9 protein-coding genes are annotated in these 12,718 nt (G+C 44.3%); 2 read left to right on the top strand and 7 right to left on the bottom strand.

Annotation, left to right across the window (positions count from 1 at the left end):
- On the bottom strand, positions 1 to 4,118 hold a 4,118-nt coding region (locus Q4Q49_RS16510; protein WP_311999888.1), incomplete at its 3' end, for an Ig-like domain-containing protein.
- A gap of 378 nt (positions 4,119 to 4,496) precedes the next feature.
- On the opposite strand from Q4Q49_RS16510, the gene Q4Q49_RS16505 reads away from it, so the two are divergent.
- Positions 4,497 to 5,018, top strand: coding sequence for a hypothetical protein (locus Q4Q49_RS16505; protein WP_311999887.1), 522 nt, complete (start codon positions 4,497 to 4,499; stop codon positions 5,016 to 5,018).
- Between the two features lies 1 nt (position 5,019).
- The gene (locus Q4Q49_RS16500; protein WP_311999886.1) at positions 5,020 to 6,312 is read left to right on the top strand and encodes a tail fiber domain-containing protein; all 1,293 of its coding nucleotides are present in this window, start codon (positions 5,020 to 5,022) and stop codon (positions 6,310 to 6,312) included.
- A gap of 139 nt (positions 6,313 to 6,451) precedes the next feature.
- On the opposite strand, the gene Q4Q49_RS16495 is transcribed toward Q4Q49_RS16500, so the two are convergent.
- The 6 genes from Q4Q49_RS16495 to Q4Q49_RS16470 all read right to left on the bottom strand — a co-directional run bounded on the left by Q4Q49_RS16495 (position 6,452) and on the right by Q4Q49_RS16470 (position 12,631).
- Complete coding sequence (locus Q4Q49_RS16495) at positions 6,452 to 8,332, bottom strand: asparagine synthase-related protein (RefSeq protein WP_311999885.1); 1,881 nt, start codon at positions 8,330 to 8,332, stop codon at positions 6,452 to 6,454.
- 21 nt (positions 8,333 to 8,353) lie between these two features.
- Positions 8,354 to 9,262, bottom strand: coding sequence for a sulfotransferase domain-containing protein (locus Q4Q49_RS16490; protein WP_311999884.1), 909 nt, complete (start codon positions 9,260 to 9,262; stop codon positions 8,354 to 8,356).
- A 2-nt stretch (positions 9,263 to 9,264) separates the two neighbouring features.
- A complete protein-coding gene (locus tag Q4Q49_RS16485; RefSeq protein ID WP_311999883.1) occupies positions 9,265 to 10,254 on the bottom strand; it encodes a hypothetical protein in 990 nt (329 codons plus the stop codon).
- Complete coding sequence (locus tag Q4Q49_RS16480; RefSeq protein WP_311999882.1) at positions 10,255 to 10,527, bottom strand: PqqD family peptide modification chaperone; 273 nt, start codon at positions 10,525 to 10,527, stop codon at positions 10,255 to 10,257.
- A 9-nt stretch (positions 10,528 to 10,536) separates the two neighbouring features.
- Positions 10,537 to 10,695 carry a hypothetical protein gene (locus Q4Q49_RS16475; RefSeq protein WP_311999881.1) on the bottom strand — a complete coding sequence of 53 codons (159 nt, stop codon included), beginning with the start codon at positions 10,693 to 10,695 and terminating at the stop codon, positions 10,537 to 10,539.
- Positions 10,696 to 10,948: 253 nt separating this feature from the next.
- Positions 10,949 to 12,631 (bottom strand): ABC transporter ATP-binding protein, encoded by a 1,683-nt coding sequence (locus tag Q4Q49_RS16470; RefSeq protein WP_311999880.1) that lies wholly within the window; start codon positions 12,629 to 12,631, stop codon positions 10,949 to 10,951.
- Between the last annotated feature and the right edge of the window lie 87 nt (positions 12,632 to 12,718).

Below are 12,718 nucleotides of genomic sequence, written 5' to 3'. Positions count from 1 at the left end.
CCACTGAGCACCCCGGTCGCGGGGTTGAAACTCAACCAGCTCGGTTTCGTCACCGCACTCAAGCTCACCACATCACCGACGTCATCATCGCTGGCGCTGAAACTGTAGCTGTAGGCCACATCTTGGGTTGCCGCTGTCAGCGCCGTGGAGGTGATCACCGGCGCATCATTGACGTTGCTCACCGTGATACTGAAGCTACTGAGATTGGTGGTTACCGTGCCATCAAAAACACCGATCACTATACTAGCATTGGTGCCGACATCGGCATTGGTTGGCGTGCCGCTCAATTGACCGGTGACGCTGTTAAAGTTCGCCCAGCTCGGTTGATTGCTGATAACAAAGCTCAAGGTGTCACCGCTGTCATCATCGCTCGCCGTAGGTGCGAAACTGTAGGCACTGTCTTCATTGACAGACGTGGCGGGCGTACCTGAAATCACCGGAGCATCGTTAAAATCGAAGAGGACAGAATAACTGGTTGCAGCAGCATTACCATTACCTAAACTATCCACAGCAACATCCACATCTATCGCTAACTCAACGGTTGTTTGTGCGATAGGAGCCACACTCACCGTATATTGCTTACCATCAACATTTGTAAAACCCGATAGATTGGCGTTTGTCGCTTGGATATCAGTTACATCAAAACCTGTTACAACTTCGGTGAAATCAATAGTTGCTGTAAAACTGGTGATCACCGGACTTATAGGTCCCGAAATCCCAACACCAGGATGCACATCATCATAGGTAATATTCAATGTATTCGAAGCACTATTACCATTGCCAGCACCATCGTGAGCAACACTGTCAGCAAGAGTTAATGTCACTGATGTTTCACCACTTGCGCTCACTAATACAGAATAGTTTTTAGCATCCGTTGATTGGAAATTGGACAATGTGCCACCCGCCACACTAATGTCATCCACAGTAAAATCAGTGACGTCTTCTTCAAATACAACATTAACTGTAAACGCAGCAGTTTGATTTGTTGATGCGCTTAATGTTGCAGTAGGTTGATGAGTATCCACACTAAATACGCCAGAAGGGCCAGCTGCAGGCGCTAAGTTAATGCTATTGCGGGCAGTATTGGCTGCAATACTTATCCCTAATGAACCGTTTCCAGTAAAATTAGTTAACCTCACAGTTGCAGGTGTAGAATCACCATTCTCGACAGAAACATCGGCATTAGCATCTCCAGTCATATTTAACGAGATCGCTGCGGTAGTAAGGTTTACCGTTTCAGCATCAAGATAACTCACAGTGTAAGTAACTGGCGTTGAGCTTGTTAGCAACGTCGAGGGAGAACCAATACTCAAACTTGGCGTGGGTGTTAACGGTGTAGTTTGATACTCAAAGCTGAGAGGATACGCGGCCGTATTTGTCACATTAGCATCTAGAACATCTTGCGCCACGCCCGCGGCAATATTGAGGGTGACATTGCCATCGGTCACAGGTGTCACGTCAACGGTATAACTTTTCGGCGAAATCGTCTGAAAATTACTTAAAGTTGCATTCGTAACCGTAATATCGCCTTCAACAAAGCTTTGTACATCATCTGAAAAATCAATTGTCATCAAAATCGTTGTTTCTGAGGTTGGACTTGTGATGTCCACACCTGTCACTACCGACAGCGTATTAACTAAAAACGAGGCATACATGGGTTCAAAGGTGGTATTCGTTGCATCGACTAACGCCGTCACGGATGAACTAACACTCGAATAACCATTCGCCACAAAATTAGCAGGCAGGTTGAGCACCACATCAAAGGTACAACTTGTTGTGGGAGCAAGAGAACCACCTGTAAATGTCAAATTTTTTCCAGAAATGGTCGCAGATGAACCGACACCACAGACGTCAGTCTGAGTTGTCGATACCACAGTCACTGTGGAATCAATATTTGCGAAACTTTCGGTAAACGCAATCGACGAGACAGTAGCAACAGGATCGGCATTATTAAGCACATAAGTTAACGTCAATGGAGTGGCAGCACTGCCGACACGCAATGAGCTTGGCGAGAACGACTTAGATGCGGAAAATTGTGTCACTTGTAACGTTGAGGATGCTGCAGATGAGGTTAAATTTACGCCATTAAGTGACGCGGTTAGAGCCGAACTCGAAAATGCATAATGTTGTGAACTCGCACCACTCGGCACCTGTACCAATACAGAAAACTGACACGTTTCGCCAATTGCCACATTCGCATTTGCTAATGCTATCGCTCCAGTCCCGTCACCTGAAACGGCAGAACTTTCACCACAGGGGGCATCAGGTACACTCAGTACCGTTATACCACTTAACACAGTGTCTAAATCCATGCTGAAGCCAACAGCGGTTGCATCATAAAGTGAACCAAAACTGTTTTGTATTTCAAAATCAATCGTCGTATTTTCCCCTGGCGACACTACGGCGGGGTTAAACACAAATGACAATTTTGGCGCAGTGATAATACTAAAGGATTGACTTGCAGAAGGAGCAACTGACTGAACAACCTGACTATTTATAGTGGCAGTAATTGCCCCGACTGACATTAAAAAAGTACCAGCATTAAAACTCGCTGGCACAGTATAATCTACACTAAATGAACAAGTCCCCCCCGCTGATAAGCTGATGCCAGAAATCGCCATCGATGGACCATCAGCAAAAGCCGCATTGTAGGTTGCAGTAGAGCCTGCACCACAAAAATCATTTGCGGGTAACGTCGCAGTGAAACCAAACAAATTCGACAATATATGAGTAAAAGAAACAGACGACGCAGCATTCGTACCGTCGACATTAGTTAAGCTATATTCGACCGAAATCACATCACCAGCGGCAACCTCAGAAACACTAATCCCCCCCTGTTTAGTGTCTATCACCAAAGCGGGAGCACTATTTATACTAAATGTATTAAATACATTGGCGGCATAGCTCGAATTTCCAGCATTAACGGTCGTACCATTTAAATCATAACTGATTGCGGATATTTCATTGGTATAGCTACCTGGAGTGGCATTAGCAGGAACAGTGACCGGAATGCTAAATTGACAGCTTTCACCCGCCGTAACGCTCGCCCCCGTTAAGCTAATCACCCCCGTACCAGTGACGCTTGAACCAACACCACATACATCTGTCAGTGGGGAGGTTAACGCCAACCCACTCAAAACACTCTCTAAGTCATCGGTAAAAGTGACATTGGTGGCATCGTAATTTCTATCGGTATTTCGCAAGGTCACATCTAACATTCCTTGACTACCAGGAACAAGATTTGACGGCGAAAATGATGCGGTAACAAATTTGATCGTCGATTCGAAGCTTGTGCTCACTTTACCAACAGCTACTCCATTCGTCGCATTTGTTATCGCAGCACTGAGTAAATTTTTAACGCCCGCAGAGTTTGAAACCACATCAAATTCAATCAAACAACTGGTAGTAGTGACGAAACTCGCTGATGTCGGAATAGTAAATGAGCTACTACCCGATGCATTGGTATTACTAACGCCACAATCGGCGCTGTAATTAACAGGCGATGCTAAAACGACCCCATCAGAAAAAGTAATCACACCACGTGCGAAAGAATAAAACGTACTAAAGTACACAGGAAAGTTACCCAACTGCAGGGTGACATGATTCACGCTGCCAACAGATAACTCAGCTTCAGATACCGATAAGGAAGCAGTGATAAACGTAGGATCCACAGTAAACTGAAACGGGCCAGCTAAGGTGCCATTACCGAAGTTTGAATTAAATTCTGTGATATTGACATCGTGCACAGTAGCACCGTCGACCACCACCCCCTTCATATCAAACGCAAATGTACACGAACTACCATCGGCTAAGGTATAACCCGAGGCCGTTAGCGCTGAATCGTTAGTAGAATATGAGCCATCACTGCAGCTAGTCACCACATTCAAAGGCGTTGCAAAATCAAGGTGGTCTGTGTCTGCTATCGTCGCCACAAAACCGATATTGGATGCCGTTTCACCCGATGAATTAGTCAAGGTCAAGGTCAAGGTATTGATATTACCATCGCCCACTGTCGGATAGGTAAACGCCCCTGAAACCGTCAAACTACTCGGATCGGCTGCATAGACACAGCAACTGAATAGCCCTGTCAGCAAAAAACTACCTATACGATTAAACATTCCATTGACTCTCAAGAGGTCGGGTATGAATTTCATGGCGAAACCTTGTAGTGAATAATTCCATTTAGTAGCGATGCGAACGGTCGCCCAACCACCAGATACATACTTTTAACAAATAATGATAACAGCAATTTATCAATTAGCATGTTGAAATTTACACAAGCACAACAACCTCGACTCATCCCTGAATAATTACAGACTCAACAAAAACAAAACAACCAACTGAATATAAACAATTAAAATAAACTAAAATCATAAACAGGCTACTTTTTGCACTCTATCAACAAAGGTCTAACCAGTAAACCTAGCAAAGCAATTGTTTGCGATTTGTTGAATAATGGTTAAAATTAGCTCAAGTGAAACAATGAAGGCGAAATAATGAAATCTATTGGCAAGCGGGCCAAAATATACTTATTGGCGGTTGGTATTGGGTTTGGCCTAATGCAATCGGTTTACGCTGAAAATATCGTCGCCAGCGGTTCAACACTCGATATTGATAACGGAAATACCTTTAATGTAGCCACGATCACTATTTTTGGCCCCAACAACTTTAATAAGCAATTTCACCTTTACGCAGGTGAGACTCGGTTACAAATAGATGAATTAGGTATCACAGAATCTGGCAATTACAGTTATCACATTCAATATACCCAACAGGGTAAAATTGAGTACATCAGTGATGCAAGCACTGGCCGTCAAAGCGCACCACGCAACACGGGCAAAATTCAGTCTTCATCAGGTTATTTCAATGTACTTGACGGTGAGTTCATAATAGAAGAAATAGCTGAAGCAAACCCTGAAATGAAAACTGAGCGCATTCAATCCGCTGATGTTTCAGAACTAAACTCAAATGTATCTAACGTGGCTGAAAGTTCAGCCGAACGCCATCAAGGGCAATAACATGAACATGCAACTAAAATATCTCCTCGCAGTGATCCCATTGGCTTTGTCTACTACTGCAAATGCCGATGTTGTCCATGCTGATGACGTCATTATCCAAAATAGTGCATGTATAGGGTTTGACTGTGTCAACAATGAAAGCTTTGGTTTCGATACCCTAAGACTCAAAGAAAACAATCTTAGGATAAAGTTCGATGACACCAGTAGTACAGGGAGTTTTCCTAGCAATGACTGGCAGTTAACCGCCAATGACAGTAACAGTGGTGGTGCAAATAAATTCTCAATCGAGGATATCACCGGAGGCAGAGTGCCTTTTACCGTACTCGCAGGCGCCCCCACTAATGCAATGTATATTAATAGCAATGGCAATGTGGGCCTAGGGACGAATAGCCCAGTATTGGATTTACACTTAATCAATGGTAACACGCCCGCGATCCGCTTGGAGCAAGATGGCAGTTCGGGTTTTTCCGCCCAAACATGGGACATAGGCAGCAACGAGGCTAACTTTTTTATCCGTGATGTCACTGGCGGTTCTAAATTGCCCTTTAAAATTGTCCCTGGCGCACCGAACAATTCACTCTATATCAACGCCAGCGGCAATGTGGGCATAGGTACGGCATCGCCCAGCGGTAAGTTAGTGGTTGCTAGCGGTGACGTAGGTTTTGGTACAACCTCGCCATCAGCTAGATTACATGTGATTGATTCAACGAGTGCGAATCTTTCCAGTAGCTCAGTGTTAGTTCAGAACACCAACATAGGCAAAAATGCAGTATTACTCGAGCTATCGAATCCGGGTAATAGCTATTTAAAAATGACCAATACCGAAGCATCGCCAACAGTGGCATATTGGTTAGTTGGTACGAGACAAGACGGGACATTTTCACTCACCAATAATGTTGGCGGACAAGTGTTCATCGTCGACTCCGCTGGCAATCTTACGACTAAAGGAACAGTCACAGCCAATAATGTGTTGTTAACCTCTGACATGAACAAGAAAGAAAACTTCCAATCCATCAATGGTATCGAAATCCTTAGTGCTATTTCAAAATTGGCGATTTCCAAATGGAATTACAAATCGCAAAACGCTAGCGAGCAACATATCGGCCCCATGGCACAGGATTTTTACCAGCTATTTGGCCTCGGCGGCAATGATGATAAACACATATCAGCCATTGACTCTGCGGGGGTGTCACTTGCGGCGATTCAAGCACTTTACGACTTGAACTTGAAGAAAGACCAACAAATAGAAGCGCTATCCAAGCGCATTGCAGACTTAGAAAATAAAACCAAGTAACGAAAAACTCCGATTAGAAGAAAGTATGACAAATGACTCAAACCTATGTTCATTAGGGTTTGAGTCATTTTTTATGCACTGAAAATAGTGTATCTACTACTCACTTGATATTTCAGCTTAGCAATTAAAAATACCATTATTACAAGTGGATCAAACCTTCGTTAAGCTGCCCTTGCAATGATTCAATCTGCAGCAAATATCGTTGTGCGACATGGGGATAATCTCGAACCACTTTTGCAAGTGTCTTTTTATCAAAAATATCATCCAACTCGGATGTCCAATTAGCCATCACTCTTTGTAACGACTCGGCGGCATTGTCCTGAATTTTTTCACTATCCAGGGTCGTTAGCACGTCAGCCTTGCGCCGCATTCGAATTAGCTCCGTTGTATGACCTTTTAACACTTCTCTAAACATGTAGCGTTCGACGCCATGCTTACACTTAAGATGACTCGGTAGGCTATAGGCAAACTCCACTAACTCTTTGTCCAGTAAAGGATAGCGGAACTCACAACTATGATGCCGAGCGGCGATTTCAGTGAGAGCCATACGCCGTTGAACACCGACGTTTATCAGCTCGCGATGATCGCGGGCTTGAACTGAGGTTCTATCCATAATGGCGTAATAAGGCTTGATTATTTCTGCTAAGCGCCCTGTGATCTTATCGGTCAATATTGCATGGTCAAACAAATCAGCGGACGGCTTCGAAAGTCCATTGCGAAATTGAAATAGCTTTTTATACACCTTAGGAAATTGATGTTGGATGAACAATCGCAGCAGGGCTTTTATCGGGTTTCTACCACGTCCACGTTGCTGACGCAACATCAACTGCCGATACAACCGAATATACTGACGATCCAAAAATAGCTCATGAATATATTCATCGCCATAGCCACTGACACAGTGATCCCCTCCCCAACCTGAGAGCACTGTCCTGCATCCCTGAGATTGTGCCAGGGCAACGCGAGGCGCATACCAAGTGGATATTGCGGACGGGCCACCAAATGTGGTGGCATATGCCCCCGCTTTCAAAACCTCAGGAGTCTCAGCCCCCCAAAGCGGCTGAACATTTGGCCACAGATCAATCGCATCAAATAACTCTTGATACACATTCGACCATACATGCGCATTGTCATCATTCAATGCTGTACCATTAAATGACATAGTATATAAAGGCTTACCATCCAATAGACGACTGGCATAACCCACCACTCCATTTGAATCTAAGCCCTCGCTCAATTCGGCGGCTATCGGGTATTGCGACACTAAGCGCCGCGCTACGGCTTGTTCAAATAACTCCGCCAGCTTAGCAATATATTCATCATCATTTAGTTTAGGCAGCACTTGCGGCGTTAATGACCAATAGGCTTCACAACTATGCTCCTGCTGATTGATCACCAGTTGATGCGCCGCTGGTAGTGTGTGAATCTCATAAAATGGAGAAAGAAATTCATTACCTGTTGTCGGCTTAAATACGTCTGCTAACCAATCATTCGATAATTGACGTGAAACCGCTAAACTACTAACCAATAATGACTTATGTTCATTTGATACTATGACTCGCCCTGACTGGATAGCATAAAACAGTGACTTAACACCGAAATGATCTCGGGCACAATACAGTTGCTGTTTTAGGTTATCCCACAGGATAAAAACAAAATCGCCGAGTAAATGAGAGGCAGTGTTTTCTTGCCAGCGCTGATAGGCCTTGATAATCAACTCACCATCACACAGTCTATCAATATCTTTGAGATGAAGCTCTAGAGCCAACTCATCGCGGTTATCAAGATGGGCATTGGCGACAATAGAAAATTGTCCACACTCACTCACTAAAATAGCATCGAGCTCAGAATTAGGCCTATTATACAGGCATGCTTTTGCTAACCGCACATCCGGCGTATGACTAATCTGCTGGCAATGAACGGCATCGGGTTGCCAGTAACCACTGCACGCTAGCATCTCTTGCATAACGGTTCCGGGCAGAGATGTCTGCCAACCGATAGCACAATGAATCGTACTCACGCATTTTCCTTTAAGTGGCGGCTACATTTTCTTGGGATAACACATTTCATTGGGATAACACAGTGGCGTGATTTGCATCTTGTCATCAAGATATCCCAACCTTTGCATCACGGTTGCATGGTCGAAGATCAACCTATCGATTTGAGACTGAGATAAGGTATCTTGCCAATCCCCTACTATCCCCTTCCTAAAAAACGCTTTTGATTTCACAGGCCGCTCTTTGAAACCATGCTTATCTTCTTGCTTTTTAAGCTTATCAAAATGACACATGGCAATAGCCTTGTTGACCGAGGTTTCATCTGCGGGTAAATACAAAAATTGGCAAATCTGCGTAAAGCTAACAAGTGAATTGCTCAGCATATCCTCATAACGCACTAACAAGATTGGCAAGTCACTGTCGACCCAAGAGGTAACATGGTCACTCCAAGTTCCCATTCGTTGCCGCACCTGTAGCCGATATTTTTTATCATTTGCCAGCAAAGCAAAATCAGGGGTGCCCATCATCTCTATGCTCCTATCAAGCGAAACGCCCATATGATTCGCAAATGATATAGCCACGTCAAAGGGGTTACGAACCACATAAAGCGCGCCAGCACAGGCATCGGGCGGACACAAGCGCTGACCCGACACGCAGAGATGATTGGCATCATGAATTTTATGGTAAGCAGGTGCAGTTAATTGGCTATGGATAAAGTGATAAGCATCGCTGCGGTATGACTCAATGTCTTCCGTTGAATGTAAATCAAGCTCCACCCCCAAACCATTCTCTAACCAGTGTCGGCTGCTGGCAATCGCGCCCGTTTGCAATTGATTGATATCAATGGTGGTGAAATCGGCCTTAGATTGGTTTTGTATGGCAAAAATAAAACTTCTCAGCCAAGTATTCCCCGATTTGGGGTAAGAGGCGAGCCAGAAAATACCTGTAGGCATCACTAAACCAAGGCCTCAAATGAATCGCTAATAAGGTCACTCAATGCGTGAAGATTGGCTAATGACAGCTTTGCTTTACCGCGACTCAGCCCATACACAGGAGTATTGGCTAAAAAAGCACTGCACTGCTGCATAAACAAGGCATCTTGCCCCATCGCAGTCGCGAATTGTGTCCGATAGCGATTGGCTTTCAGCGGTGCAAATTTACGCATCCCCTTAAATTCACTCAATGCGCCAGCGAAAACATCTTCTTCTAACGTATCACTTTGATCATCATCTTGCTGTTCACTTAAGCAATAGACAGCCACTAATGGGAATGCATCTAGCCTTGCATTAGCCTCGTCATTCCCCATTATTGGAACTTGTGACACATACTGCAACTTTGCCATTGTTGCAGCCAATGGTTCAGTTTCAGATAGCTGTAGCACCTCAGCAACATCGGGCCAGACGTGAAGTGCACGACAACCTTGAAGTACTTTTCCATCGGTGTTAAAAACGCATACGTCATCGGAAACCAATTGCCAACCTTGAGTCAATAAGGTTGCGGCTAGTGCGGATTTGCCACTGCCGGAGTGACCGCAAACAGCAATAGCGATGCTTTTTTTTTGCAGAACAGTACCATGCAAGACCAGCTGACCACGTTGTTGCATCACAACAGCAAGCATATAGCCTTGAATGTAAGTGAGCACCAGCGCCATATCTGCATCGTCGGCAACAGCAACCACAATGGACTGCCCATCACGCACATAAAAGTCAGCTAACCGAGGAATGGATAACAGAAAACTTGACGAATTCAGCCAACAGTAAGCGCCAACTTGATTCAAGAGAGCGACATCGACATCCAGTTTATCAACTTGTTTTATGGAAATATTTGTAGGATGACTCTCTTGGGAGCAAGGTAAATGGGTCAGAGGGAAGTCACTATCTATGGTCAAATTATACAGAGAATAGTACACAGAAATCACATCAACCTTATATAAAAAAGCTGCCATTTAAGCAGCTGTGTTGACTTCTACAAGCTTTCTATCGACCAACTGTTGCAGAAAGGACTCAACATCGCGACGACAGTCATTTTCTTGAACGTCAAATTTTAACATCAACTGAATCACAAGCTCATCAACACCGACAGGAGAAGCTAATAACCCCCAGATATGGGTTGCTGTCGCATCGAGTCCCACATATTGACCTTGTGACATGTCCATCATCACTAACTCATCGCCCATAGGCGCAACACTCAGAGATTTTTGTTGGCTATAAAGCAACATACACTAATCCTATGAAGGCCCTAAACTACTACTAGCTTCAGAAGGAAAGTTTGCTTTATTACCTTCAGTAGTACCAATATCAATCACCTCAATTTCAGGCTTCGACCAAGCTGCTTTTACCGTTATTTCTACTGCTAGGTCATTTTTGTTCATTTTATCTTGTTGCATCTGGATGACTCCCTATTTAACTATGCGTTAATAATTTAAATGCCAGCTTTCGACGCTCTCAATCAATAGCAAAGCGCTATCGTCAAATGCATTGTAATTCCAAAAGATCACAAATCCGAGTGGGCTAATCTTCACAAAGTATAGCGAGGTTTGCAAGTCAAAACGTGAATTAATGGTTAATTACCTGTAAAATTCAAGGGCTAAACCTTGACCAACTGACGAGCAATTCATCTTTTGATGCAAACAAGCACAGCTAAAATGCTACTGATAGCGAGATAGACTTATCCGCAAAAGCCTCTGCTTGTTCGCTATGGCTCACAAGCACTATCGTCATTACGTGCCGTTGTTGTTGCAATTTTAAAAAAATCTGTTTTTCTGTTTCACTATCGAGGGCATTAGTCGCTTCATCGAGGATCAGTAACGGCCGCTTACGGATTAACGCTCTGGCTAATACCAAGCGCTGACGCTGGCCCCCAGATAACTGCACGCCTCGCTCGCCAACGGCAGTGTCGAGCTTTAACGGTAAATCCGCCACAAAATCGGCACAACACAGCTGCAATGTTTGCCATATCTCATCGTCAGAATAACCTTCACCCCACAAAATATTTTCTCGAATACTACCCTCGAACAAAAATGGCTCTTGCGACAGATAACTTATTTGCCGGCGCCATGAATGATGCGCGCTAACACTAAGAGGCACACCATCCAGCATCACTGCCCCCTCACTTGGCGTTAACAAGGTTGCCAGTATATCTATGACCGTTGTTTTACCTTGACCAGATAGGCCTTTCAGTAAGGTTATCTTGTTAAGAGGAAATTCAATTGTCCTGTTTTTCAACAAAGGTTCACGCCCTTGGTATGCAAAACTGACGTTATCGAGTGCCAAGCTAGCTTGTGGAAAAGTAATCTGACTCGCTTGATCGGCTTCGTAACCTTGTCGATTACTGGCGATGGCATGCTCAATATCACTAAAAGCAGGTAACATATGCAATAAACGTTGTGCGTTGCCTTGCAAGTCAGACAGCATCGGCATCATACGACTAAACATGACGATTAACACGCCCAGCTCAGCTACCCCAAGTTGCCAAACCTCAAACCCTAGATACACCAGCAGACATAAAAGTGATGCACTCACCCCTTGAAAAGCTAACTGCTGTAAGGCGGTTTTATGCTGATAGACTTGCTGATTTTCCCGTAACTCTTGCTGGCTGGTCACAAAGGCAGCGAGCTGTTGTGGCTCATACGCACAGGCTTTAACGGTTTTCATCCCGTTTAAAAAAAACATCACACGCTGGTATAACTGTTTATTGCTGTTAGTCAGTCCCATACCAAATGCCGCCGCCTGCTTAAAAATACGACGAAACATGAGCAATACCATTGCCCCGACCACACAGGCAATAAGTAGCGCCAAGGGTGCAACCAAGATAGATACGGCGGCATAAACCACAAGTAAAATCACTGTCGTCAGCATTTTTAAAATATAAAAGGTGGCCATACCAACACGGTTCACGCCATTGGTCAGCTGCTCAAGCTCTTGATGTTGCTGAGAATTGATTCTTTGCGACCAAGTTGAATACAACATAGATTCAAATAATGTTTTTCTCAGTTCATCTGTGGTGTGGAGCCGTATCCGCGTCATGGCCATTTCACGCCAATAGACCAACGCTGAGCGCGTTAACAACAAGATTAAAAAGAATGGCAACATCACCTTGAGGGAAATGAGTTCCCGATCAACACCCGGCAAACTTGCAAGCCAAGGGGGAAGGGTCTGGCTCGGATCGGACATCAAGTTGACCACGGGGACCAACATCAAAATACCTATACCTTCGGTAAAACTACCCAATAGTAATAAACCAAAAGCCAACAGCAACAACTTAGGAACTGTTTGCCATAGGCTAGCTAAATAACCTTTAACTGACGATAAAGTCGCTGACATTAACATTCGCCACCCTTTCGGCCCTGCTCAGCATACTGAAGCAAACATGTTGTTTTTTCTATTAGATCCATATTCAGTTATCATATC

It is taken from the genome of Shewanella sp. SP1S1-7 (genome assembly GCF_031932105.1).
Lineage (GTDB): Bacteria > Pseudomonadota > Gammaproteobacteria > Enterobacterales > Shewanellaceae > Shewanella > Shewanella baltica.
This window is presented reverse-complemented; position numbering and strand designations above follow the sequence as displayed.

What these genes read in the sequence shown, in the direction of transcription:
- Q4Q49_RS16505 (WP_311999887.1), top strand. Translation starts at nt 4,497, where the DNA reads ATGAAATCTATTGGCAAGCGGGCCAAAATATACTTATTGGCGGTTGGT.
- Q4Q49_RS16500 (WP_311999886.1), top strand. Translation starts at nt 5,020, where the DNA reads ATGAACATGCAACTAAAATATCTCCTCGCAGTGATCCCATTGGCTTTG.
- Q4Q49_RS16490 (WP_311999884.1), bottom strand. Translation starts at nt 9,262, where the DNA reads ATGCCTACAGGTATTTTCTGGCTCGCCTCTTACCCCAAATCGGGGAAT.
- Q4Q49_RS16485 (WP_311999883.1), bottom strand. Translation starts at nt 10,254, where the DNA reads ATGGCAGCTTTTTTATATAAGGTTGATGTGATTTCTGTGTACTATTCT.
- Q4Q49_RS16480 (WP_311999882.1), bottom strand. Translation starts at nt 10,527, where the DNA reads ATGTTGCTTTATAGCCAACAAAAATCTCTGAGTGTTGCGCCTATGGGC.
- Q4Q49_RS16475 (WP_311999881.1), bottom strand. Translation starts at nt 10,695, where the DNA reads ATGCAACAAGATAAAATGAACAAAAATGACCTAGCAGTAGAAATAACG.
- Q4Q49_RS16470 (WP_311999880.1), bottom strand. Translation starts at nt 12,631, where the DNA reads ATGTCAGCGACTTTATCGTCAGTTAAAGGTTATTTAGCTAGCCTATGG.